23 protein-coding genes are annotated in these 25,055 nt (G+C 57.6%); 7 read left to right on the top strand and 16 right to left on the bottom strand.

Translation table 11 applies throughout. The features are described from left to right. Positions 1 to 10: 10 nt before the first annotated feature. The 15 genes from atpA to rpmH form a co-directional block, all read right to left on the bottom strand. Entirely contained in the window at positions 11 to 1,555 is a 1,545-nt protein-coding gene (gene atpA / locus AO268_RS31640) for a F0F1 ATP synthase subunit alpha (protein WP_029290137.1), read from the bottom strand. 21 nt (positions 1,556 to 1,576) lie between these two features. Then, on the bottom strand, positions 1,577 to 2,113 hold the full coding sequence (locus AO268_RS31635; protein WP_057439298.1) for a F0F1 ATP synthase subunit delta: 537 nt from the start codon (positions 2,111 to 2,113) through the stop codon (positions 1,577 to 1,579). 12 nt (positions 2,114 to 2,125) lie between these two features. Beyond that, positions 2,126 to 2,596 (bottom strand): F0F1 ATP synthase subunit B, encoded by a 471-nt coding sequence (locus tag AO268_RS31630; RefSeq protein WP_008439543.1) that lies wholly within the window; start codon positions 2,594 to 2,596, stop codon positions 2,126 to 2,128. 56 nt (positions 2,597 to 2,652) lie between these two features. Further along, positions 2,653 to 2,910 carry a F0F1 ATP synthase subunit C gene (atpE, locus tag AO268_RS31625; RefSeq protein ID WP_002555987.1) on the bottom strand — a complete coding sequence of 86 codons (258 nt, stop codon included), beginning with the start codon at positions 2,908 to 2,910 and terminating at the stop codon, positions 2,653 to 2,655. Between the two features lie 133 nt (positions 2,911 to 3,043). Beyond that, positions 3,044 to 3,913: a F0F1 ATP synthase subunit A gene (gene atpB, locus AO268_RS31620; protein WP_017736231.1), complete on the bottom strand. Its 870-nt coding sequence runs from the start codon at positions 3,911 to 3,913 to the stop codon at positions 3,044 to 3,046. A 16-nt stretch (positions 3,914 to 3,929) separates the two neighbouring features. Beyond that, positions 3,930 to 4,337: a F0F1 ATP synthase subunit I gene (locus AO268_RS31615; RefSeq protein ID WP_010565865.1), complete on the bottom strand. Its 408-nt coding sequence runs from the start codon at positions 4,335 to 4,337 to the stop codon at positions 3,930 to 3,932. A gap of 148 nt (positions 4,338 to 4,485) precedes the next feature. Continuing rightward, positions 4,486 to 5,358, bottom strand: a complete 873-nt coding sequence (locus AO268_RS31610) for a ParB/RepB/Spo0J family partition protein (RefSeq protein ID WP_076964403.1) — start codon at positions 5,356 to 5,358, stop codon at positions 4,486 to 4,488. 9 nt (positions 5,359 to 5,367) lie between these two features. Beyond that, positions 5,368 to 6,165 (bottom strand): ParA family protein, encoded by a 798-nt coding sequence (locus AO268_RS31605; protein ID WP_076964402.1) that lies wholly within the window; start codon positions 6,163 to 6,165, stop codon positions 5,368 to 5,370. A gap of 18 nt (positions 6,166 to 6,183) precedes the next feature. After that, positions 6,184 to 6,828, bottom strand: coding sequence for a 16S rRNA (guanine(527)-N(7))-methyltransferase RsmG (gene rsmG, locus AO268_RS31600; protein WP_076964401.1), 645 nt, complete (start codon positions 6,826 to 6,828; stop codon positions 6,184 to 6,186). Next, positions 6,825 to 8,717 carry a tRNA uridine-5-carboxymethylaminomethyl(34) synthesis enzyme MnmG gene (gene mnmG / locus AO268_RS31595; protein ID WP_076964410.1) on the bottom strand — a complete coding sequence of 631 codons (1,893 nt, stop codon included), beginning with the start codon at positions 8,715 to 8,717 and terminating at the stop codon, positions 6,825 to 6,827. The genes rsmG and mnmG overlap by 4 nt, the downstream gene beginning before the upstream one ends. 551 nt (positions 8,718 to 9,268) lie before the next feature. Continuing rightward, positions 9,269 to 10,639, bottom strand: coding sequence for a tRNA uridine-5-carboxymethylaminomethyl(34) synthesis GTPase MnmE (mnmE, locus tag AO268_RS31585; RefSeq protein WP_099170854.1), 1,371 nt, complete (start codon positions 10,637 to 10,639; stop codon positions 9,269 to 9,271). Between the two features lie 79 nt (positions 10,640 to 10,718). Next, the gene (gene yidC / locus AO268_RS31580) at positions 10,719 to 12,401 is read right to left on the bottom strand and encodes a membrane protein insertase YidC (RefSeq protein WP_076964399.1); all 1,683 of its coding nucleotides are present in this window, start codon (positions 12,399 to 12,401) and stop codon (positions 10,719 to 10,721) included. A 2-nt stretch (positions 12,402 to 12,403) separates the two neighbouring features. Next, on the bottom strand, positions 12,404 to 12,649 hold the full coding sequence (gene yidD / locus AO268_RS31575) for a membrane protein insertion efficiency factor YidD (protein ID WP_010465488.1): 246 nt from the start codon (positions 12,647 to 12,649) through the stop codon (positions 12,404 to 12,406). Next, on the bottom strand, positions 12,642 to 13,046 hold the full coding sequence (gene rnpA / locus AO268_RS31570; RefSeq protein ID WP_207303162.1) for a ribonuclease P protein component: 405 nt from the start codon (positions 13,044 to 13,046) through the stop codon (positions 12,642 to 12,644). Before rnpA ends, yidD begins: the two co-directional genes overlap by 8 nt. A 16-nt stretch (positions 13,047 to 13,062) precedes the next feature. After that, a complete protein-coding gene (rpmH, locus tag AO268_RS31565; RefSeq protein WP_003213577.1) occupies positions 13,063 to 13,197 on the bottom strand; it encodes a 50S ribosomal protein L34 in 135 nt (44 codons plus the stop codon). Positions 13,198 to 13,782: 585 nt separating this feature from the next. Between rpmH and dnaA the strand changes: the two genes are divergently transcribed. Genes dnaA through gyrB form a run of 4 tightly spaced genes read left to right on the top strand, consistent with a single transcriptional unit; the run spans position 13,783 to position 19,992 of the window. Continuing rightward, on the top strand, positions 13,783 to 15,303 hold the full coding sequence (gene dnaA, locus AO268_RS31560) for a chromosomal replication initiator protein DnaA (RefSeq protein ID WP_076964397.1): 1,521 nt from the start codon (positions 13,783 to 13,785) through the stop codon (positions 15,301 to 15,303). A 39-nt stretch (positions 15,304 to 15,342) separates the two neighbouring features. Continuing rightward, complete coding sequence (dnaN, locus tag AO268_RS31555) at positions 15,343 to 16,446, top strand: DNA polymerase III subunit beta (protein WP_029290193.1); 1,104 nt, start codon at positions 15,343 to 15,345, stop codon at positions 16,444 to 16,446. Positions 16,447 to 16,466: 20 nt separating this feature from the next. Then, the gene (recF, locus tag AO268_RS31550) at positions 16,467 to 17,570 is read left to right on the top strand and encodes a DNA replication/repair protein RecF (RefSeq protein WP_029290195.1); all 1,104 of its coding nucleotides are present in this window, start codon (positions 16,467 to 16,469) and stop codon (positions 17,568 to 17,570) included. A 4-nt stretch (positions 17,571 to 17,574) separates the two neighbouring features. Next, positions 17,575 to 19,992: a DNA topoisomerase (ATP-hydrolyzing) subunit B gene (gyrB, locus tag AO268_RS31545; RefSeq protein ID WP_076964396.1), complete on the top strand. Its 2,418-nt coding sequence runs from the start codon at positions 17,575 to 17,577 to the stop codon at positions 19,990 to 19,992. A 98-nt stretch (positions 19,993 to 20,090) separates the two neighbouring features. On the opposite strand, the gene AO268_RS31540 is transcribed toward gyrB, so the two are convergent. After that, positions 20,091 to 20,810, bottom strand: a complete 720-nt coding sequence (locus AO268_RS31540) for a response regulator transcription factor (RefSeq protein ID WP_076964395.1) — start codon at positions 20,808 to 20,810, stop codon at positions 20,091 to 20,093. Between the two features lie 199 nt (positions 20,811 to 21,009). On the opposite strand from AO268_RS31540, the gene AO268_RS31535 reads away from it, so the two are divergent. The 3 genes from AO268_RS31535 to AO268_RS31525 all read left to right on the top strand — a co-directional run bounded on the left by AO268_RS31535 (position 21,010) and on the right by AO268_RS31525 (position 24,945). Continuing rightward, complete coding sequence (locus AO268_RS31535) at positions 21,010 to 21,270, top strand: hypothetical protein (protein ID WP_076964394.1); 261 nt, start codon at positions 21,010 to 21,012, stop codon at positions 21,268 to 21,270. A gap of 375 nt (positions 21,271 to 21,645) precedes the next feature. Next, a complete protein-coding gene (locus AO268_RS31530; protein ID WP_169865753.1) occupies positions 21,646 to 22,635 on the top strand; it encodes a FecR family protein in 990 nt (329 codons plus the stop codon). 6 nt (positions 22,636 to 22,641) lie between these two features. Beyond that, positions 22,642 to 24,945 carry a CHASE2 domain-containing protein gene (locus AO268_RS31525; RefSeq protein ID WP_076964392.1) on the top strand — a complete coding sequence of 768 codons (2,304 nt, stop codon included), beginning with the start codon at positions 22,642 to 22,644 and terminating at the stop codon, positions 24,943 to 24,945. Positions 24,946 to 25,055 lie beyond the last annotated feature (110 nt).

Below are 25,055 nucleotides of genomic sequence, written 5' to 3'. Positions count from 1 at the left end.
CCGCTGCGGCTTACCAGGTTTGGGTGGCCTTGAACTTCTCGATACCGGCCTTCAGGCCAGCGTCGATTTCGTCATTGAAGTCACCCTTCACGTTGATCTTGGCCATCAAATCGGCATGATCTCGGTTGAAGTAAGCAATCAGCGCTTGTTCAAAGCTGCCGACCTTGGCGATTTCGACGTCAGTCAGGAACCCACGCTCAGCGGCATACAGCGACAGCGACATGTCAGCGATCGACATTGGCGCGTATTGCTTCTGCTTCATCAGCTCGGTAACGCGCTGACCATGCTCAAGTTGCTTACGGGTCGCTTCGTCCAGGTCAGAAGCGAACTGGGCGAATGCCGCCAGTTCACGGTACTGAGCCAGAGCGGTACGGATACCACCGGAAAGCTTCTTGATGATCTTGGTCTGAGCGGCACCACCCACACGGGATACCGAAACACCGGCGTTCACAGCAGGACGGATCCCGGAGTTGAACATGGCCGATTCCAGGAAGATCTGACCGTCGGTGATGGAAATCACGTTGGTCGGAACGAACGCAGAAACGTCGCCAGCCTGGGTTTCGATGATCGGCAGTGCGGTCAGGGAACCGGTTTTGCCGGTTACTGCGCCGTTGGTGAACTTCTCTACGTACTCTTCGGAAACGCGGGATGCGCGCTCCAGCAGACGGGAGTGGAGATAGAACACGTCGCCTGGGTAGGCTTCACGGCCTGGTGGACGGCGCAGCAGCAGGGAAATCTGGCGGTAAGCCACTGCTTGCTTGGACAGATCGTCATAAACGATCAGCGCGTCTTCACCGCGGTCGCGGAAGAATTCACCCATGGTGCAACCGGAGTACGGTGCCAGGAATTGCAGCGCAGGAGATTCCGAAGCACTGGCAGCCACGATGATCGTGTTGGCCAGGGCGCCGTTTTCTTCCAGCTTGCGAACCACGTTGGCGATGGTCGATTGTTTCTGACCGATCGCGACGTAGACGCAGAAAATGCCGCTGTCTTTCTGGTTGATGATCGCGTCGATCGCCAGAGCGGTCTTACCGATCTGACGGTCACCGATGATCAGCTCACGCTGGCCACGGCCGACTGGGATCATGGCATCGACAGCCTTGTAGCCAGTCTGTACAGGCTGGTCTACCGACTTACGCCAGATCACGCCTGGAGCAACTTTCTCGACCGCGTCGGTCTCGGTGTTGCCCAGTGGACCTTTACCGTCAACAGGGTTACCCAGTGCGTCGACAACGCGACCCAGCAGTTCCTTACCCACCGGAACTTCGAGGATGCGGCCTGTGCACTTGGCGCTCATGCCTTCAGCCAGACTGGTGTACGCGCCCAATACAACGGCACCTACGGAGTCTTGCTCCAGGTTGAGGGCCATACCGTAGACGCCGCCCGGAAACTCGATCATCTCGCCGTACATTACGTCGGCCAGACCGTGAATCCGCACGATGCCGTCAGATACGCTGACGACAGTGCCTTCGTTACGGGCTTGGGAGGTCACATCGAGCTTGTCGATGCGGCCCTTGATAATTTCACTTATTTCGGAAGGATTGAGTTGCTGCATTGCTCTGCTGCCCCTTCAAACTCAAGATTTCAATGCTTCGGCAAGATTCGCGAGTTTGCCGCGAATCGAGCCATCGATAACCAGGTCGCCGGCGCGAATGACAACACCCCCAATAAGGGATGGGTCTTCCGCAACTTGCAGGCGCACTTCCCGGTCGAGTCGTGCACTGAGAACCTTGGCGAGTTTGTCTTGCTGTTCTTGGTTCAATGCAAAAGCACTGGTCACTTCAACGTCTACCGACTTCTCTTGCTCGGCCTTGTACAGGTCGAACAGAGCGGCAATCTCCGGCAAAAGCGGGAGACGGTCGTTTTCGGCAACGACGTGGATGAAGTTCTGCACTTTCACATCAAACTTGTCGCCGCACACGTCAATAAACGTGGCGGCCTTGTCTGCGCTCGTCAGTCGCGGGGCCTTGAGCACGCGCTGCATGGTGTCGTCTTGCGACACTGCTGCAGCCAGGCCGAGCATGGCTGACCAAGAGGCCAGCTGCTGGTGGGCCTGGGCGTGCTCGAAGGCTGCCTTAGCGTAAGGTCGGGCCAACGTGGTCAATTCTGCCATGATCGCCCTCGCTTAAATTTCAGCAGCCAGTTTGTTTACCAGCTCCGCGTGCGCGTTTTGATCGATTGTGGCACCCAGGATCTTTTCAGCACCGCCGACGGCCAGAGCACCCAGTTGGGCACGCAGCGCATCTTTGACACCATTGAGTTCCTGTTCGATCTCGGCCTGAGCCTGAACCTTCACACGGTCAGCGTCGATACGGGCTTTTTCAACAGCCTCTTCAACAATCTGGTTACCGCGTTTCTTGGCTTGCTCAATGATTTCAGCTGCCTGAGCCTTCGCTTCGCGCAGTTGCTGACCCGCTTTATCTTGGGCCAACTCCAGGTCGCGAGCTGCTCGTGCGGCAGCGTCCAGTCCATCCGCGATCTTCTTCTGACGTTCGTGCAAAGCCGCGATGACCGGAGGCCATACGAACTTCATGCAGAAAACAACAAAAATCAAGAACGCTAAGGACTGACCAATAATGGTTGCATTAATGTTCACGCCAATACCTCGCTCGTTCGTTGCACAACACACCAATCACTCGAAAAAACGAGTGATTAACCGGCGAGTTGACCAACGAAGGGGTTCGCGAAGGTGAAGAACAGAGCGATACCAACACCGATCATGGTCACGGCGTCGAGCAGGCCGGCAACGATGAACATTTTAACTTGCAGCATTGGAACCATTTCTGGCTGACGCGCTGCGCCTTCCAGGAACTTGCCGCCCAACAGGCCGAAACCAATGGCAGTACCCAGGGCGCCCAGGCCGATCAACAGTGCAACAGCGATAGCGGTTAGACCAACTACAGTTTCCATCTTTCCTCCCGACTTTTACGTCGTATGGTTTAGGTTTTTTAGATTTTAAAGCGGTAAAACAAATCGTTTCATAGCCCTTGGGGGCCACCTTCCCGTTTCACCGGGAAGGACATCAGACTAGTCGAGACTGGTCTTAATGGTTCTCTTCGTGCGCCATCGACAGGTAGACGATGGTCAGCATCATGAAGATAAACGCCTGCAGGGTGATGATCAGGATGTGGAACACAGCCCACGCCCACTGCAGAACAATGCCCAGGCCGCTAAGCCAGAGCAGGCCGCTGCCGAACATCACAGCGATCAGGATGAACACCAACTCGCCGGCATACATGTTGCCGAACAGTCGCAAGGCCAGGGAAATCGGCTTGGCGATCAGGGTGACGAATTCCAGCAGGAAGTTCACCGGGATCAGCAGAGCTTGAACGAAGATGTTCTTGCTGCCAAACGGGTGCAGGGTCAGTTCGCCGATGAAGCCGCCGATGCCCTTGATCTTGATGCTGTAGAAAATGATCAGCGCGAACACCGACAGGGCCATGCCCAGGGTCGCGTTCGGGTCAGTGGTCGATACCGCGCGGAACGGGATGTGCGGATCGCCGGAGATCGCCATGGCCAACTGAGGAATCCAGTCCACCGGAATCAGGTCGACGGCGTTCATCAGGAACACCCAGACGAAGATGGTCAGTGCCAGCGGTGCAATCACCGGGCTACGGCCATGGAAGCTGTCTTTCACGCTGCCATCGACGAATTCGACCAATACTTCAACGAAGTTCTGCAAGGCACCTGGCTGACCGGAAGTCGCCTTCTTGGCCGCCATGCGGAAAATCAGGACGAAGATCAGACCCAATGCGACCGACCAGCCCAGAGTATCCAGGTGGAAAGCCCAGAAGCCCATTTCTTTGGCCTCTGCTGCGGAGTGGGCAAAGCCCCAGCCGCCGTTGGGAAGCTGACCGAAGGTCAGGTTCTGCAAGTGGTGCTGGATATAGCCCGAAGCGGTTGTTTCTGCCATGGTTGCCTCAAACGCCCTAAGGTTTCGAAAGTCTTGTTTTCATTAGCAGGGGAGCGAACCAGCTGACCAGTTGGGTCAACACGAAGACGCCGAATACAGCCAGCGGCGCCAATGGCTTCACACCTGCAAAGGTCAGTGCAAACAGCACTGCCGTCAAAATCAGTTTCCCTGCCTCGCCGGCATAAAAGGACCGGACGATAGCCTGGGCTGCCCGGGCGCCGGAAAACCGAAAGGCCCTGTGAGCAAAATACATATTGGGCAGCAAGGCTATCAGGCCTCCGCAGAGTCCTGAATATCCGGCTACGACCCCATGCCAGTACCAAAGCGCCAATGCAGCGATCAGCAAAATGACAAATTGGGCCAATAAAACCGGAAAAACAGCCAAGCGATGGAACGGCAACGTGTTTGGCGTGCGGGTTTCCATCACTCTTGCTCCTCAATGGTCGGCTGCCGGAAATCAATAACTTGGCATAATTTGTGCCGACAAAATGCGCGCAGAGTATAGGGGCGGTTCAGCCCCTATTCAACTGCCAGGTAGTGATTTCCGACTGCGCGCTACATAAGCAAATGTTTCAGCGGATATGGGAAAGAACGCCCTGAAGCTCATCGAGGGAGTTATATCCGATAACCAATTGCCCTTTGCCCTTCTTGCCGTGGCGAATCTGTACCGCAGAGCCCAGCCGCTCGGCCAGGCGCTGCTCCAGGCGCGCAATATCCGGATCAGTCTTGGTGGTTTCGACCGGCGCAGGTTTGCCACTGAGCCACTGGCGCACCAGGGCCTCGGTCTGACGAACGGTGAGACCTCGTGCGACAACGTGTCGCGCCCCTTCAACCTGTTGATTTTCCGGTAAACCGAGCAAAGCACGGGCATGACCCATTTCCAGGTCGCCGTGGGACAGCATGGTCTTGATCACTTCCGGCAGCGCGATCAGGCGCAGCAGGTTGGAAACCGTGACACGGGATTTGCCCACCGCGTCGGCCACTTCTTGCTGGGTCAGCTTGAATTCCTGCTGCAAGCGCTGCAGGGCAATGGCTTCCTCGATGGGATTGAGGTCTTCGCGCTGGATATTCTCGATCAGTGCCATGGCGATGGCCGTTTCATCCGGCACATCGCGCACCATCGCCGGGATGGTTTCCTGGCCAGCCTGCTGGCTGGCGCGCCAGCGGCGTTCGCCGGCGATGATTTCAAACCGGCCGCCACCAATGGGGCGTACGACAATCGGCTGCATCACGCCCTGGGCCTTGATCGAGTTCGCCAACTCCTCCAGCGCATGCGGGTCCATGTCCCGGCGCGGCTGGTACTTGCCACGCTGGATCAGGTCCAGGGGCAAGTGTTGCAGCTCACGGGAGTCGGCCTGCACCGCCTGTTCTTCCAGCGAAGTGACAGTCGGACCACTCAGCAGTGCATCCAGTCCACGTCCGAGACCTCGTTTCTTGACGGCCATGGGGATTCCTTAAGTTGGCTGGGCTGCAGCGGTGCGTGAATGACGGCGTTGGCGACGAACCATCTCGCCGGCCAGCGCCAGGTAGGCAATGGCACCGCGCGATGACTTGTCGTACGCCAGCGCGGGCATGCCATAGCTTGGCGCTTCGGCCAGGCGGATGTTACGCGGGATCACGGTGTCGTAGAGCTGCTCGCCAAAGTGTTCCTTGAGCTGCGCCGACACATCGTTCATCAGGCTCAGGCGCGGGTCATACATGGTCCGCAGCAGGCCTTCGATTTTCAGGTTCGGGTTGAGCAACTCGGCGATACGCTTGATGTTATCCACAAGGTCGCTCAAGCCTTCGAGGGCGAAGTACTCGCACTGCATGGGGATAATCACCCCATCGGCGGCGACCAATGCGTTGAGCGTCAGCATCGACAGCGACGGCGGGCAGTCGATCAGAATGTAATCGTAATTCTCGCGGATCGGTGCCAGGGCGCTGCGCAGACGGCTTTCTTTCATCTGCATTTCCAGCAGCACCACTTCCGCCGCGGTCAAATCGCGGTTGGCCGGCAGCAGTTGATAACCGCCGTGTTCGGAATAGTGCATGGCCTGGGCCAGGTCGCACTCGCCTATCAGCAAGTCGTAGACCGAGTTTTCCAGGCCGTGTTTATCCACACCGCTACCCATGGTGGCGTTGCCCTGTGGATCGAGATCGATCAACAGCACCCGACGCTTGGTAGCGACCAGGGATGCTGCGAGGTTGATGCAGGTGGTGGTTTTGCCCACGCCACCTTTCTGGTTCGCTATCGCGAATACCTTAGCCATTCTTGCTTGTGTTCCCAATCATGCCGTGCGGCGCAGTATCAGCAGATGGCGTTGGCCTTGGCAACCGGGTACGGCCAAGGCATGTTCGCTATCGAGGTGGAAGTCTGCCGGCAATGCTAACAGCTCGTCGCTTGGATGAACGCCCTTCATTGCCAGCCAACGGGTGTTCAGGTCGCCCAGGTGGCGGGTCCAGTTGCTGAAGTTCTCCATGCTGCTGAAGGCCCTGGAAACAATTCCGTTGAAGGGCCGTTCAGGCGTGAAGGCTTCGACGCGGCTGTGGATAACTTGCAGGTTGTCCAGCTTGAGTTCGAGTTTGACCTGGGTCAGGAAGCGGGTTTTTTTGCCGTTGCTGTCCAGGCAGGTCACTTGCGACTCGGGAAACAGGATGGCCAGCGGGATGCCAGGCATACCACCGCCACTGCCGACGTCCAGCCAGCGGCCATTTTCGATAAATGGCATCACGCTCAAGCTGTCGAGCAGGTGGCGCGAGACCATTTCATCGGGATCGCGCACCGCCGTGAGGTTGTAGGCCTTGTTCCATTTGATCAACAGGGCCAGGTAGCCCAGCAGCAATTCGTGCTGGGCTGCGGTCAGGTCCACGCCCAACTGGCGTGCCCCTGTGGATAACTCTTCGGCGTGTTGCGAGGTGACCAACGAACTCAAGCGCTTTGCTCCAACTGACGGCCCGCGCCGCGTTTTTTCAAATGAATCATCAACAGCGAAATGGCTGCTGGGGTGACACCCGGGATACGGGAAGCCTGCCCCAGGGTCTCGGGACGAGTTATCCCCAGCTTGCTTTGAATCTCTTTCGACAGCCCGGAAATCCCGGTGTAATCGATATCCGCCGGCAGCTTGGTGTCTTCACTGGCGCGCAGTCGAGCGATCTCGTCCTGCTGGCGGTCAATGTAACCGGCATATTTGGTCTTGATTTCGACCTGCTCAGCCACCTGTGGATCTTCTGCGCCGCCGCCGGTTACCGAGACCAGACCAGCGTAGTCGATTTCCGGGCGGGACAGCAGGTTCAACAGGTTGTACTCGTGGGTCAGCGGCGTACCGAACTTTTCGGCAATGGCATCGCCCTGCTCGGTGCCCGGGCGTACCCAGGTACTTTTCAGGCGCTGCTCTTCCAGTTCGATGCTTTCGCGTTTTTTGCAGAATGCTTCCCAACGTGCGTCATCGACCAGGCCCAGTTCGCGACCTTTTTCAGTCAGGCGCAGGTCGGCGTTGTCTTCGCGCAGGATCAGGCGATATTCGGCCCGGGAGGTGAACATCCGGTACGGTTCCTGGGTACCCAGGGTAATCAGGTCGTCGACCAACACCCCGATGTACGCTTCATCGCGGCGCGGGCACCAGCTGTCTTTGCCCTGGGCACGCAATGCGGCGTTGGTCCCGGCCAGCAAACCCTGGGCGCCGGCTTCTTCGTAACCGGTGGTGCCGTTGATTTGCCCAGCGAAGAACAGACCGCCGATCACTTTGGTTTCCAGGCTGTATTTCAAGTCCCGTGGGTCGAAGTAGTCGTATTCGATAGCGTAGCCAGGGCGCACGATATGCGCGTTTTCCATGCCGCGAATCGACTGCACGATCTGGATTTGCACATCGAACGGCAGGGAAGTGGAAATCCCGTTCGGGTACAGCTCGTGGGTCGTCAAACCTTCCGGCTCGATAAAGACCTGATGGCTTTCCTTGTCGGCAAAGCGGTGGATCTTGTCTTCGATCGACGGGCAATAACGCGGGCCGATGCCCTCGATTACCCCGGAATACATCGGCGAACGATCGAGGTTGGCGGCGATGATTTCGTGGGTACGCGCATTGGTGTGGGTAATCCAGCAACTCACCTGCTTGGGGTGTTGCTCCTTGGAACCCATGAACGACATTACCGGGATCGGCGTATCCCCGGCTTGCTCGGTCATCACCGAGAAATCCACAGAACGCCCGTCGATACGCGGCGGGGTCCCGGTTTTCAGGCGACCGACACGCAGTGGCAGTTCGCGCAGGCGATGAGCCAGGGCAATCGACGGCGGATCACCGGCGCGACCACCGGAATAGTTCTGCATCCCGATGTGGATAAGTCCACCGAGGAAGGTACCGGTGGTCAACACTACGGATTCTGCGAAAAAACGCAGGCCCATCTGAGTGACAACACCACGCACCTGGTCCTGCTCGACGATCAGGTCATCCGCTGCCTGTTGAAATATCCACAGGTTGGGTTGGTTTTCCAGGGTTTCGCGCACGGCCGCCTTGTACAGGATGCGGTCGGCTTGTGCCCGGGTAGCCCGCACGGCCGGGCCTTTGCGGCTGTTGAGCACGCGAAATTGAATACCACCCTTGTCGGTAGCCATGGCCATCACACCGCCAAGGGCGTCAATTTCCTTGACCAGATGGCTCTTGCCGATCCCACCGATGGCGGGGTTGCAACTCATGGCACCGAGGGTTTCCACGTTGTGCGTCAGCAACAGGGTTTTGACCCCCATGCGGGCTGACGCCAGTGCTGCCTCGGTACCGGCATGACCGCCGCCGATGACGATCACTTCAAAACGGGAAGGGAAATCCACCACGCACCTCGTGCCTGCTTATGTAGGTAATCAGGAATTGTTTGTTGAAAGGGTTTTGGAGCTATGGCGGCAAGTATAGGGACTTAGCCCTTCCTAAAGAACCCTTTGCACAAAATTTAACCAGCTGTGGATGAATCACAGACAATAGAAATTAAAAGAGAGAAATTTATTAAATCTTTGTTTTTATGTTTATTTCTACTGAGCCTACTTTCTGTGGATAGATTGCTACAGGCCTTTATTTACTTTATGTACAGAGAATCAAAAGTCTGTGGTTAGGTGGTCGGGAGGCCCTTGGATAAGTGCTTTAAGCCTGTGGATTAAACAGGTGGTTATCCACAGAGGGGTTTTTACTCAGGTTTCAAGCCCTGTTATCAACTGGGCACAGGGGCGGTTATTCACAGGGCTTAATCCACAGAAACGCATCAACCCCGGCAAAATTCGCTCACGGCAAGGCCACCTCGGGGCGAGGTTATTGTTAGAAAATACGTGGGAGTGTCCTGAAACGGACAAAACAGACAGGCACCAATGGCCTGTCTGTGAACAACGAAGGGTTATTTACCGATACAGAAACTGGAAAAGATCCTACCCAGCAGGTCATCGGAACTGAATGCCCCGGTAATCTCCCCCAGAAGCTGCTGTGCCTGGCGCAAATCCTCGGCCAGAAGCTCTCCTGCCCCTGCCAGGGTCAACTGCGCTCGACCATGCTCAAGGGCGGCACTGGCATGGCGCAGTGCCTCAAGGTGGCGACGGCGAGCACTGAAGCTGCTTTCCGAGGTCTGTTCGTAGCCCATGCAGGCCTTGAGATGGTCGCGCAGCAGCTCCAGGCCATCGCCGGCAGACTTGGCGCTGAGGCTGATGGTGACATGGCCATCGTCACTGACTTCCAGGGCGATGGCTTCACCGGTCAGGTCTGCCTTGTTGCGAATCAGCGTGACCTTGGCCGGGTCTGGCCGCTGCTCAAGAAACTCCGGCCACAGGGCAAAAGGATCCAGGGCCTCAGGCGCCGTCGCGTCTACCACCAGCAAGACACGATCAGCCTCACTGATAGCCTTGAGCGCCCGCTCCACACCAATCTTTTCCACCTGGTCATCGGTATCACGCAACCCCGCGGTATCGACCACATGCAGCGGCATGCCATCAATGTGGATATGTTCGCGCAGGATATCCCGGGTGGTGCCGGCAATCTCGGTGACAATCGCCGCTTCACGCCCCGCCAGGGCGTTGAGCAAGCTGGACTTGCCGGCGTTGGGCCGGCCGGCAATCACCACGGTCATGCCATCACGCAGCAATGCGCCCCGCCCGGCCTCCTTCAAAACTGTGGATAACTCGTCCCGCACCTTATCGAGCATGGCCAGGACATGGCCATCGGCAAGAAAGTCGATTTCTTCTTCCGGGAAATCAATCGCCGCCTCGACATAGATGCGCAAACTGATCAATTGCTCGGTGAGGTTATGCACACGCAGGGAAAACGCCCCCTGCAACGAACGCAAGGCATTGCGCGCCGCCTGTGCAGAACTGGCCTCGATCAGGTCGGCGATGGCTTCGGCCTGGGCCAGGTCGAGCTTGTCGTTGAGAAATGCGCGCTCGCTGAATTCACCCGGCCGGGCAAGGCGGCAACCCAGTTGCAGGCAGCGCTGCAGCAGCATATCCAGGACGATAGGCCCGCCATGGCCCTGCAGTTCCAGCACATCTTCACCGGTGAATGAGTTCGGGCCCGGGAAATACAGGGCCAGGCCCTCATCCAGTACCTCAAGCTCCTCGCCGAAAAAAGGCCCGTAATGCGCATACCGGGGCTTGAGCTCACGCCCACTGATCGCTTGGGCGGCCATGCCGGCAAGCGGCCCGGAAATACGAACGATACCGACACCGCCCCGGCCTTGAGCGGTGGCGACGGCGGCGATGGTTTCACGAGGAGCGCTCATCAGCGGTTTCCCAGACAAAAGTGACAGAATGCAAAACGCCCCACGAGGGGGCGTCTTGAGTGGTTATCCACAGAGTAAGTTACGCCTCGGCTTTTTTGGCAGCCGCTTCGATCTTACGTGTGATGTACCACTGTTGAGAGATCGACAACACGTTGTTGACCACCCAGTACAGAACCAGACCAGCCGGGAACCACAGGAAGAAGAAGGTGAAGATGATAGGCATCATTTTCATTACCTTGGCCTGCATCGGATCTGGAGGAGTCGGGTTCAGGCGCTGCTGGATGAACATGGTCGCGCCCATGATGATCGGCAGGATAAAGAACGGGTCCTTGATCGACAGGTCAGTTATCCACAGCATGAACGGCGCCTGGCGCATTTCCACGCTTTCCAGGAGTACCCAGTACAGCGACAGGAACACCGGCATCTGTACCAGAATCGGCAAGCATCCACCCAGCGGGTTGATCTTCTCTTTCTTGTACAGCTCCATCATGGCTTGCGACATTTTCTGCCGGTCGTCGCCATGTTGCTCTTTGAGTGCAGCCAGTTTCGGCGCAACGGCTCGCATACGGGCCATCGACTTGTAGCTGGCGGCCGACAGCGGGAAGAAAATCCCCTTGATCAGCATGGTCAGGAAGATGATCGACCAGCCCCAGTTACCAACAATGCTGTGGATATGTTGCAGCAACCAGAAGATTGGCTGGGCAATGAACCACAGGATGCCGTAATCCACAGTCAGTTCCAGACCTGGGGATAACTCCTTGAGTACGGCCTGGCTTTTCGGGCCGGCATACAAGGTGGCACTGGTTTCAGCCTTGGCGCCTGGCGCAACGGTCAACGCCGGGCCAGTGAAACCAATGATGTAGTTGCCCTGGTTGTCCTTGCGGGTCTGGACCAGGTTGGCTTCACCCTTGTTCGGGATCCACGCGGTTACAAAGTAGTGTTGCAGCCAGGCTACCCAACCACCTTGCACTGTTTCTTTCAGCGCGGCCTTGTCGATATCTTTCATCGACACTTTTTTGTACGGCTCGCTACTTGTCCACAGGGCGGCGCCCAGGTAAGTCGCGGTGCCGGTGGCAGTGCTGGAAGACGGATCGGAGCTGCCATCACGCTTGAGCTGGGCAAACAGGTTGCCGGTCCAGGCCTTTTCGCTGGTGTTGTCGATCAGGTACGTGACTTTCAGATCGTACAAACCGCGGGTGAAGCTGAAGCGCTTGATGTAATTGATGCCGTCGTGACTGAATTTCAGGTCGACGTTCAACTGGTTCTGGCCATCAGCCAGTTGATAAGTCTTCTGTTCGGTCGAATAAACCGGACGACCGGTAGCGCGAGCATCAGGACCATCAGTGCCAGTCAGGCCGCTTTGCGCCAGATAAACACGCTCGCCACCGTTATCGAACAACTGGAAAGGAACATCCGGGTGGTCTTGGCGACGTGGATACAGTGGCAATTTCAACTGGGCGATATCGCCGCCCTGTGGATCGATCGCCAGGTCCAGCACATCCGTCTTGACGTGGATGAGGTCTTTATTGGTGATGACCGCGTTATCTACAGGGGTGCTGGTATCGGCATTCGCGCTGGGTACATCGGCACTGGCGGAAGCATTGTTACCCAACGGTGCATCTGCAATAGCAGGAGCAGACTGATTGGTAGCAACATTCTGAGTCGGCAGGGCAGCCTGGCCATAGTCCTGGTTCCATTTCAGAACCATAACGTAGGACACGATTGCCAGGGCGACGATCAGGATCGTGCGTTTAATATCCATGATTACTCGGCCATCGAAGAAGAACGGGAGGTAGGGATAGGCGGAACCGGGTCATAACCACCGGGATTCCACGGATGACAGCGACCTAAACGACGAAAGGTCAGCCAGCCACCGCGCAGAAGGCCATGATTTTCTATGGCTTCATACGCGTAGCAGGAACAACTGGGGTAGAAACGACAGTGGCTGGCCATCAGCGGACTAATGGCATAGCGGTAAAACTGGATCGGAACGAGGGCCAGTTTACGCATCAGTGCTGTCTACCCCTACAGTTTCGGGGCTGACTGCTGGGGTCGGCTTGCTGGTGCGAGCCAAACGTTTCCAGAGCTTGCCGAAATGCTGAATCAATTCGGGGTTTTCTACGTCCCCCAAGCCTTTGCGCGCAACGATAACAATATCCCAACCAACCAGAGTGTCCTGGTGGAGGCGAAACGATTCGCGCATCAGACGCTTGAGGCGATTGCGCTCAACGGAGAGCTTTACGCTCTTCTTGCCGATCACCAACCCGAGACGGGGGTGATCCAGATCGTTGTTACGCGCAAGGAGCAGGAGACTTTTCCCCGGAACCTTGCCGGTGGGGGAGTCAAAGACTGCCTTGAAATGCCGGGGGGTTAGCAGACGCTTTTCCCGACTGAAGTCCTGACTCACCACCAGTACCGGATTATCAAACTGCCAGACGCGCACGACCTTTGGCGCGGCGACGCGACAGGACAGCACGGCCGTTCTTGGTAGCCATGCGAGCACGGAAACCGTGGGTACGGGCGCGTTTGATGGTGCTTGGTTGGAAAGTACGTTTCATGGCGTGTTACCTGGTTCGTCCACAACGGGCCGGAATGGCCCCCGTTTTAAGAGACCGGGGATTCTAGAGAAAGCAAGCCTCTAGGTCAATTTCCAACCAGCTATTCCTTCAATTAGATATCTGAAGGCATCGGGACCGATTCCAGGCGGTTCGACTTTGACGAGCAATGCCATAGATATAAAAATAAAGAAGGAAGTTATTTAAAGCTTTTCTGTAAAGCTTATAAAAGCTAGGGACGCGATCATCTGTGGATAACTGCCTTAAGGCCATATTCCACGTGCTGTACAGAGAATGACAACACGGGGGAGAAACGGTGCTCTGCCTGTGCTGCGCTATCGGATAAGCTGTGTGTGGAATGGCAACTTATCCACAGGCCAGTTACCCACAGACTTTTGACCCCACTTGTACAACGAGCTTAGGGGCGCTTATCCACAGAGCTTATGCACAGACCATTTGTCGCCTTTTTCACGGTTAAGGCATTGATTCTTGGCGGGCTGTGAGAAACCTACATGTGGATAAGTGGGCCGCTCGCCGCTACAATGGCGGCTGTTTTTGCCTCACCGGCTTTCAACTTAGGGGATATCCGTGTCAGTGGAACTTTGGCAGCAGTGCGTGGAGCTTTTGCGCGATGAGCTGCCTGCCCAGCAATTCAACACCTGGATCCGTCCGCTACAGGTCGAAGCCGAAGGCGACGAGTTGCGTGTCTACGCACCCAATCGTTTTGTACTCGACTGGGTCAACGAGAAGTACCTGAGCCGCGTTCTCGAATTGTTCGACGAACATGGCAATGGGATGGCTCCGGCGCTCTCCTTATTAATAGGCAGCAAACGCAGCTCCGCGCCGCGCGCTGCGCCTAATGCGCCGCTGGCGGCCGCTGCATCGCACGCCCAGGCCGCTGCCGCACCGGTCAACCACGCACCGGCGCTGGCGCAGCCAGCGCCGAGCAAATCCATGGCGCAAAAAAATGCGCCGGTCAGTGAAGAGCCGTCCCGCGACAGCTTCGACCCAATGGCGGGCGCCAGCTCGCAGCAGGCACCGGTGCGCGCCGAACAGCGCACGGTCCAGGTCGAAGGCGCACTCAAGCACACCAGCTACCTGAACCGCACCTTTACCTTTGAGAACTTCGTCGAAGGTAAATCCAACCAACTGGCCCGCGCCGCGGCCTGGCAGGTGGCTGATAATCCCAAGCACGGTTACAACCCGCTCTTCCTGTATGGCGGCGTTGGCTTGGGTAAGACGCACTTGATGCACGCCGTAGGTAACCACCTATTAAAGAAGAACCCGAATGCCAAGGTCGTGTACCTGCACTCGGAGCGCTTCGTGGCCGACATGGTCAAGGCGTTGCAACTCAATGCGATCAACGAATTCAAGCGCTTCTATCGCTCCGTTGATGCGCTGCTGATCGATGACATTCAATTCTTCGCGCGCAAGGAACGTTCCCAGGAAGAGTTTTTCCACACGTTCAACGCCCTGCTTGAAGGTGGCCAGCAGGTCATCCTCACCAGCGACCGTTACCCGAAGGAAATCGAAGGCCTGGAAGAACGCCTGAAATCGCGCTTCGGCTGGGGCCTGACCGTTGCGGTAGAGCCGCCGGAACTGGAAACCCGGGTCGCGATCCTGATGAAGAAGGCCGACCAGGCGAAAGTCGACCTGCCTCACGACGCGGCGTTCTTCATTGCCCAGCGCATTCGCTCCAACGTGCGTGAACTGGAAGGCGCGCTTAAGCGGGTCATCGCTCACTCGCACTTCATGGGCCGCGACATTACCATCGAGTTGATTCGCGAATCCCTCAAAGACCTGTTGGCGTTGCAAGACAAACTGGTCAGTGTGGATAACATTCAACGCACCGTGGCCGAGTACTACAAGATCAAGATTTCCGACCTGCTATCCAAGCGCCGCTCGCGCTCGGTAGCGCGTCCCCGTCAGGTGGCCATGGCGCTCTCCAAAGAGCTGACCAACCATAGCCTGCCGGAAATTGGCGATGTGTTTGGTGGTCGCGACCACACCACGGTCTTGCACGCGTGCCGCAAGATCAATGAACTTAAGGAATCCGACGCGGATATTCGCGAGGACTACAAGAACCTGCTGCGTACACTGACAACTTGATGAACACCAGCGCAGCTTATTAAGGCAAGGGACTAGACCATGCATTTCACCATTCAACGCGAAGCCCTGTTGAAACCCCTGCAACTGGTCGCAGGCGTCGTCGAGCGCCGACAGACCTTGCCGGTACTTTCCAACGTATTGTTGGTTGTCGAAGGCCAGCAGCTGTCGTTGACCGGTACCGACCTGGAAGTCGAACTGGTTGGACGTGTACAGCTGGAAGAACCCGCCGAGCCCGGCGAGATCACCGTGCCTGCGCGCAAGCTGATGGATATCTGCAAAAGCCTGCCCAACGACGCGCTGATCGACATCAAGGTCGATGAGCAGAAGTTGGTGGTCAAGGCCGGGCGCAGTCGTTTCACCCTGTCGACCTTGCCGGCCAACGACTTCCCGACTGTGGAAGAAGGCCCGGGTTCGCTGACCTGCAGCCTGGAGCAAAGCCGCCTGCGCCGTTTGATCGAGCGCACCAGCTTCGCCATGGCCCAGCAGGACGTGCGTTACTACCTCAACGGTATGCTGCTGGAAGTCTCCGAAGGCATTATCCGTGCCGTGGCCACCGACGGTCACCGCCTGGCAATGTGCTCGATGAAGGCTGATATCGGCCAGCCGGATCGTCACCAGGTGATCGTGCCGCGCAAAGGTATCCTCGAACTGGCGCGCCTGCTCACCGAGCCGGACGGTAACGTCAGCATTGTTTTGGGCCAGCATCACATCCGGGCCACCACAGGCGAGTTCACCTTCACGTCCAAGCTGGTAGATGGCAAGTTCCCGGACTATGAGCGCGTGCTGCCCAAGGGTGGCGACAAACTGGTGATCGGTGATCGTCAGGCCTTGCGTGAAGCCTTCAGCCGTACGGCGATCCTGTCCAACGAAAAATATCGCGGCATTCGCCTGCAATTGGCCAACGGTCAACTGAAAATCCAGGCCAATAACCCGGAGCAGGAAGAAGCTGAAGAAGAAATCAGCGTTGATTACAACGGTGGTTCGTTGGAAATCGGCTTCAACGTGAGCTACCTGCTGGACGTGCTGGGGGTGATGACCACCGAGCAGGTGCGTCTGATCCTGTCAGACTCCAACAGCAGCGCCCTGGTGCAAGAATCCGATAACGACGACTCGGCTTACGTTGTTATGCCGATGCGCCTGTAATCATGCTCAGCAGAAGCTAGATGTCCCTCAGTCGCGTCTCGGTCACCGCGGTGCGCAATCTGCACCCGGTGACCTTCTCCCCCTCCCCCCGCATCAATATCCTCCACGGCGCCAACGGCAGTGGCAAAACCAGCGTGCTGGAAGCCATTCACTTGCTGGGCCTGGCTCGTTCTTTTCGCAGCGCCCGCCTGTTACCGGTAATTCAGTACGAGCAATTGGCGTGCACCGTATTTGGCCAGGTTGAACTGGCGCAAGGCGGGCACAGCAGCCTGGGGATATCCCGTGATCGCCAGGGGGAGTTCCAGATCCGTATTGATGGGCAGAATGCGCGCAGTGCCGCGCAGTTGGCGGAAATCCTGCCCCTGCAATTGATCAACCCTGACAGCTTCCGCTTGCTGGAAGGCGCACCCAAAATCCGCAGACAGTTCCTCGATTGGGGAGTGTTCCACGTGGAACCGCGGTTCATGGCCACATGGCAGCGCCTGCAGAAGGCCCTGCGGCAGCGGAACTCATGGCTGCGGCATGGTACACTTGACGCCGCTTCGCAAGCGGCCTGGGACCGTGAACTGTGCCTGGCCAGCGACGAAATTGATGAATACCGCCGCACCTACATCAAAGCCTTGAAACCAGTCTTTGAGCAGACCTTGAGTGAGTTGCTGGAACTCGAGGGGCTGACGCTGAGTTACTACCGTGGTTGGGACAAAGAGCGTGACTTGAGTGCAGTACTCGCCACCTCTTTGCAACGGGATCAGCAAATTGGCCACACCCAGGCAGGACCGCAACGCGCTGATTTGCGCCTTAGATTAGGTGCACATAACGCCGCGGATATCTTGTCCCGTGGCCAGCAGAAGTTGGTGGTCTGCGCGCTGCGTATCGCCCAGGGGCATTTGGTTAGCCAGGCCCGGCGCGGGCAGTGTATTTATCTGGTGGATGACTTGCCCTCCGAATTGGATGAGCAACACCGCCGCGCGCTATGCCGCTTGTTGGAAGACTTACGCTGCCAGGTGTTTATTACCTGTGTAGACCACGAATTATTGAGGGAAGGCTGGCAGACGGAAACGCCAGTCGCTTTGTTCCACGTGGAACAAGGCCGTATCACCCAGACCCACGACCATCGGGAGTGAAGGCATGAGCGAAGAAAACACGTACGACTCGACCAGCATTAAAGTGCTGAAAGGTTTGGATGCCGTACGCAAACGTCCCGGTATGTACATTGGCGACACCGATGATGGTAGCGGTCTGCACCACATGGTGTTCGAGGTGGTCGACAACTCCATCGACGAAGCGCTCGCCGGCCATTGCGACGACATCAGCATCATCATCCACCCGGATGAATCCATCACCGTGCGCGACAACGGTCGTGGCATTCCGGTAGATGTGCATAAAGAAGAAGGCGTATCGGCGGCAGAGGTCATCATGACCGTGCTCCACGCTGGCGGTAAGTTCGACGACAACTCCTATAAAGTATCCGGCGGTTTGCACGGTGTAGGTGTGTCGGTGGTCAACGCTCTGTCAGAAGAACTGATCCTGACCGTTCGCCGCAGCGGCAAGATCTGGGAACAGACCTATGTGCATGGCGTGCCTCAGGCACCGATGGCGATCGTCGGTGAAAGCGAAACCACGGGTACCCAGATTCACTTCAAGCCTTCGGCTGACACTTTCAAGAATATCCACTTCAGCTGGGACATCCTGGCCAAGCGGATTCGTGAGCTGTCCTTCCTCAACTCCGGTGTGGGTATCGTCCTCAAGGACGAGCGCAGCGGCAAGGAAGAGCTGTTCAAATACGAAGGTGGCCTGCGTGCGTTCGTTGAATACCTGAACACCAACAAGACTGCGGTCAACCAGGTGTTCCACTTCAATATCCAGCGTGAAGACGGCATCGGCGTGGAAATCGCCCTGCAGTGGAACGACAGCTTCAACGAGAACCTGTTGTGCTTCACCAACAACATTCCCCAGCGCGATGGCGGTACTCACCTGGTGGGTTTCCGTTCCGCACTGACGCGCAACCTGAACACCTACATCGAAGCCGAAGGCCTGGCGAAGAAGCACAAAGTTGCCACCACCGGTGACGATGCCCGCGAAGGCCTGACTGCGATTATTTCGGTTAAGGTGCCAGATCCGAAGTTCAGCTCCCAGACCAAGGACAAGCTGGTTTCTTCTGAAGTGAAGACCGCTGTCGAACAGGAAATGGGCAAGTACTTCTCCGACTTCCTGTTGGAAAACCCCAACGAAGCCAAGCTGGTTGTCGGCAAGATGATCGACGCGGCGCGGGCTCGTGAAGCGGCGCGTAAAGCCCGTGAAATGACCCGTCGTAAAGGTGCACTGGATATCGCTGGCCTACCAGGCAAGTTGGCGGACTGCCAGGAGAAGGACCCTGCCCTCTCCGAACTGTACCTGGTGGAAGGTGACTCTGCTGGCGGCTCCGCCAAGCAGGGGCGTAACCGCCGCACCCAGGCGATCCTGCCGTTGAAGGGTAAGATCCTCAACGTTGAGAAAGCCCGTTTCGACAAGATGATTTCCTCCCAGGAAGTCGGCACCTTGATCACCGCCCTGGGCTGTGGCATTGGTCGCGATGAGTACAACATTGATAAGTTGCGCTATCACAACATCATCATCATGACCGATGCTGACGTCGACGGTTCGCACATCCGTACCCTGCTACTGACCTTCTTCTTCCGTCAGTTGCCGGAGCTGATCGAGCGTGGCTACATCTACATCGCCCAGCCGCCGTTGTACAAAGTGAAAAAGGGCAAGCAAGAGCAATACATCAAAGACGACGACGCCATGGAAGAGTACATGACGCAGTCGGCCCTGGAAGATGCCAGCCTGCACTTGAACGACGAAGCCCCGGGTATCTCCGGTGAGGCGCTGGAGCGCCTGGTAAACGACTTCCGCATGGTGATGAAGACCCTCAAGCGTTTGTCGCGCCTGTACCCTCAGGAGCTGACCGAGCACTTCATCTACCTGCCAGCCGTGAGCCTGGAACAGTTGGGCGATCACGCAGCGATGCAGGATTGGCTGGCCCAGTATGAAGTGCGCCTGCGCACGGTCGAGAAGTCCGGCCTGGTGTACAAAGCCAGCCTGCGCGAAGACCGTGAACGTAACGTCTGGCTGCCAGAGGTCGAACTGATCTCTCACGGCCTGTCGAACTACGTCACCTTCAACCGCGACTTCTTCGGCAGCAATGATTACAAGACCGTGGTTACCTTGGGCGCGCAACTGAGCACCCTGCTGGACGACGGCGCTTATATTCAGCGTGGCGAGCGCAAGAAGCAGGTCAAGGAGTTCAAGGAAGCCCTGGACTGGTTGATGGCCGAAAGCACCAAGCGCCACACCATCCAGCGTTACAAAGGTCTGGGCGAGATGAACCCGGATCAGCTGTGGGAAACCACCATGGACCCAGCCCAGCGTCGTATGCTGCGCGTGACCATCGAAGACGCCATTGGCGCGGACCAGATCTTCAACACCCTGATGGGTGATGCGGTTGAGCCACGTCGTGACTTCATCGAGAGCAATGCCTTGGCAGTGTCCAACCTGGACTTCTGATAACGCGATTGCGCAATAAAAAAGGCCAACGTTTACGTTGGCCTTTTTTATTGCCCAGATTCCGGGCGCGTCCAAAATGCTCCACGTGGAACATCGGCTTATGCAGTCGCCGCGCTCACGCTCTCCAAGCGATAGCCATACCCATAGATCGTTAGCAACTGCCAACCCCGCTCTGGGGTCAGCCCCAGCTTGTTGCGTAGCCGATAGATATGGGTATCCAACGGCCGCGACGACACCATCTCTTCATGGGTCCAGAAACGTTCGTAGAGATACTCCCGTGACAGTGGGCGAGCCAGATTGGCAAACAGGCAGCGTGCCAGACGGTATTCACGCTCGGTCAGGTTGATGGGGCTGCCGGCGCGGGTAACGGTCAGTTCGGCATCGTCGAAGGTCAGGTCATTGAAGATCAGCACTTCAGTGGCTGCAGACTTCTGCAGGCCATGACGGCGCAACACCGCACTAACCCGCGCCTTCAACTCATTGGGCCGAAATGGCTTGCTGACATAGTCATCCGCCCCGCTGTTCAACGCCTGGACAATATCGCTCTCGCCATCGCGGCTGGTGAGCATGATGACGGGAGGCGGCGCCTCCATGTGTTCACGGGTCCAGCGCAGGATCGCGAGGCCACTCAGGTCCGGCAGTTGCCAATCGAGCACCAAGAGGTCGAAGGTTTCTCGGCGCAACTGGCGCAGCAGGTCTTCACCGCGCTCGAAGCAATGCAGCGTCCATGGCTGCTCCGAGGCACTTGGGATTTGTCGCAGAGTCTGTTCCACCCGCCGCAATTCAGCAGGTTCGTCATCCAGTATCGCGACACGCATGGCAGGGTCCTTTCTTCTTGAAGAGTATTGCAGCGGTTAAAGAGAGCGTACTGGTTCACCGTTGAATCTGAACAATTATGGCCAGTTTCTCAAGCCCCCTGAATCTCTCGGTACGCTGATATCAGATAGCCCTAAGGCCGTTAGACATCGTGTACCCAACTGGAAAGATACCGGCTCAAGCCCCTCAGGAAAAGGATCAATGGCAATCAGGTTTTATGCGTTGTCGGGACACATGCGTCTCGTGCAGAAGGTCAATGTGTGGGGAAAGATGTTGATGTTGGTTGTGGCCACCGGTTTAGGCACGCAAACAGTGGATGCCCGCAGTGTGCCACTTGAGGAAGTACCGGTGTACAACGAGGCCGTAGATGGCCTTGGTTACGCTGGACTCAGCACGGTTGATGCACCGCAGGCCTTTCAACACGGTAGCGTGCTTGACCAGGACCAACGGTGGATCTTCTGATTCTGAACAAATGTTGTGCTCCCCCCCTATGCACCACTCTTGTAGGTAAATTCTCTTTCGCTGAGTGACACACGGAGGGCGTGCGCGGGAAGCGCTCTCGATACAGGGACGTATCATCTGTAGTCCGCGGTTCGCTACGGGCTGCTGTCGGGGGGATGTGATGGACAGTATTTCTTCGATGTACACCCGGCTCGGCATTGTCGAACTGGCAGACACAGGGATGTGTCATCTTTTCCCATCGCGCCTCATCCCTGCTACTACGGCTATCGAGTTCTATTCGTCATCGGGTATCGTAGGCAAGATTCAAGGTCCTGCTGCTGCAAGACGCTTTCTGAACGAACGTACAGTCCACGGACCTTTAGAACTAGAACCTTGATGAGTGCCATGACCCTCTTTCCCCGCCCCTATTGCCTTTCTTCCCTGTTGGGCTCAAGCCTGGCCCTGGCCCTGGTTATCAACAGCCCGCCCCTTTTGGCCAAGCCTGCACCTGCGCGGGCGCCCTATATTGATGACAACCTGATGTGCCGGGCACAACCGCTGCCGGCAGTCGTCCAGCACCTTAACGGTGAAGCCTGGAAGCTGGATGCCAAGGGACGCTCCAGTGTGTTGGAAGAAGGCATGCTGATCGATGAACAGGAAAGCGTAAAAACTTCGCCCTCGGCGTTTGTCAGCTTGTTGCTGGGCGATGGTTCGCGCATTGTCTTGCCTTCCAGCTCCGAGGTGCGTCTGCACCTGGTGGAGGAGCAGGCGATCCCGCAGGTGATCCTGCAACAAGGGCAGGTCGAAGCCTACGTACTCAAGCGCAGCAGTGACTATGACCGCTTTCAGATCGTGACACCGGTGGGCGTACTGGGTGTACGCGGTACGCACTTTCGTGTGCGTAATGACGATCAGCAATCGGTCGTCGAGGTGCTCAACGGCCAAGTGGCTGTCAGCCGTACCGAACCGCCACCTGTGGGCCGACAGGTCAAGAAAGCACCCCAGGTAGGCCCGGTGGACGGTGAACTGAAGGTCGGCGCCCGACAAGGTGTATTGCTCAAGGAACAGGGCGAGTTGAAGACGGTTGAGCTACTGCCCGCCCCACGGTTGATGGGCCAGGACGGCCAGAAAGGCGATGCGCCGGTCTGGACCCTGATCCTGCACCCACAACCGGGTGCCCGGCGCTACCGTGCGCAAGTGGCCACAGATACAACATTTATGAACATCAAGCAGGAAAACTTCTCCAGTGAGCCGCGCTTGAGCTTCACTGGACTCAAGGCCTCGTTTTATCACGTGCGCGTGTCGGCCTTTGATGAACAAGGACTGGAAGGAGAGGCAGGCGTTTATGACATCTTCTATTACCCCCCTGCCACTCGTGTGCAGTAATACGCGGTGAAGTGGTGGCGCCGGGCTGAACAGCGCCAGCCAACCCAGGCCCAACGCCTGTTCCATGGCCTGGTCCGGGAGTGGCTGTGGATCAGCCTGCTGCTGCTGCCGATGACAGCCCTGCTTTCCCTGAGCCCTGGGCTTTCCTTCAACAACCCGTTGTATGACGGCCTGCGGCGCCTGGCGCCGTTGCCGGTGGACCCGCGCATTCTGCTGGTGACCATTGATGACATGAGCCTCAAGGCGCTCGGCCAATGGCCTTGGTCGCGCCGCCTGCATGCTGACCTGATTGATCAGTTAAGTGCCGGCAAACCCACCGGGATCCTGCTCGATGTGATCTTCAGCGAACCGGCGCGCGAGCCTGCCAACGATCAACGCCTGGCCCAGGCCATCTGCAATGCCGGCAATGTCCTGTTGCCGTTGATTCGCGAAGGTACACCGCGCCTGGGTCAGCCAGTCATGCAAATCCTCCCGGTGCCGCCACTGCGCGATTGTGCCAGGGGGGTTGGCCATATCAACGTGGAAGCGGACAGCGACGGTATTGTGCGCAGCCTCTACTTGCGTGAGGGACCGCCCGGGCAACTGGTCCCGCAATTGGCCTGGCTGGCCTTCGAGTTGACCGGCCGGCACGCCGATATGCCAGGGTTGCCAGCGTCTGCCGAGGTGGGCGACTGGCAACGGGACAATGCCATTCGTATTCCATTTATCGCCACCGACCACGGCTTTCCCAGCGTGCCGTATGTCAGCGTCCTGCGTGGCGAAGTCCCCGCCCAATTGTTGCGTGATCGGATCATCCTGGTAGGCGCTACCGCGCCAGGCATGGGCGATCGCTATGTGACGCCGCTTTCGGCCAGCGTGGGGACCACGCCGGGTGTCGAGATCCAGGCCAATATCCTCAATGGCCTGCTGCAAGGGCGCAGTATTACCGTGTTGCCTGGCTGGTTGGCCACACTGCTGTCCACCACGATGGTGGCCTTGTTGTTGGGCCTGCTGCTGTTGCGCCCGCGCTATGCGCTATGGCTGACCCTGGGATGCATGGGGGGCGCCCTCCTCGCTTCCTGGGGCCTGTTGCGCCTGGGGCTCTGGTGGTCGCCAGCGGCCACGCTGATCGGCATGCTGCTGGGCTACCTGATTTGGAACTGGCGTCGCCTGAGCGTGATCCTGGCCTATTTCGGTTGGGAATTGGCACGCCTCGACAGCGAACCCAAGGTGCTGCCGGAACGCCGTCGTGCCGCCGTCAGCAAAGGCGACGTGTTGCAGGGCCGTATCGTGGCCCTGGAGCAAGCCGTCAGCCGTACCCGCGACACCCGGCGCTTTATGGCCGATGGCCTGGAGTGCCTGCCGGTGGCTACGCTGATTACCGACCCCATGGGCGAAATCCTGCTGGCCAATCGGATCGCCCGTGATGTGTTTGGCAACGAACTGATTGGCGAGAACCTGTTGCAGCAACTGGCGGCCCTGGGCTATCCGCCCTTGCAAGGCGCGGTGCACACGCCGCTGTCAGCCCTGGAAATCGTCGAGTTCCGCGACACCGAGCAACGCAGCCTGCGCCTGGAACGGGCGCCGTTGTTACCGGCCGATGGTGATGTGGCGCTGGGTTGGCTGTTGAGCCTGACCGACCTGAGTATCGAACGTGACGCCCAGCAGCAGCGTGAAACCCTGCTGCGGTTCCTGTCCCATGACCTGCGGGCGCCCCACTCGGCAATCCTCGCCTTGCTGGATGTACAGCGCCATGAGGTCTCGGACGTCTCGCTGGTCTTTACCCAAATCGAACAGCAAGTGCGCCGCGCATTGAACCTGACCGAATCGTTCGTTCAATTGGCCAAGGCCGAGTCCGACGGTTACCAGTTCGAGCCCAGCCTGTTTGCCATGCTGGTGCTCGATGCGTTTGACCAGGTGGCGCTGCTGGCCCAATTGAAACCTATCCAATTGGTTCATGACCTGGACGAGGCCGGTGAGGAAATGGTCCTGGCTGACCAATCGTTGCTGACCCGCGCCTTGTTCAACCTGATGGAGAATGCGATCAAGTACAGCCCCGCCGGGACCACGGTGACGGTGCGCCTGGAACGCAACGACCAAGGGCTGGCCTGTCATATCCAGGACCAGGGCCCAGGCATTGCAGCCCAGGAGCTGCCGGAACTGTTCGGCCAATACCGACGTTTTGCATCGGCCAAGGGCAGTGAGGGCCTGGGGCTGGGCCTGACCATGGTCAAGGCGGTGATAGACCGCCATGGGGGGCGGATCGACTGTGCGAGTGTGGTCGGGCAAGGCACGGTTTTCAGCCTGCAGTTGCCGTTGTGGGAAGAATAAACAGCTGTGCATAAAAAACCGGCCGCAAGGGCCGGTCTTCATGTGTCGAAAAAACTTATGCACGTTTTTCGGTGTTTTATTAGCTTAAGAAATATGTAATTAAATCATCA

The organism is Pseudomonas sp. ICMP 8385 (assembly GCF_002699915.1).
Classification (GTDB): domain Bacteria; phylum Pseudomonadota; class Gammaproteobacteria; order Pseudomonadales; family Pseudomonadaceae; genus Aquipseudomonas; species Aquipseudomonas gessardii.
The sequence above is the reverse complement of the archived record's forward strand: the minus strand, read 5'-3'. Positions and strand labels throughout refer to the sequence as shown.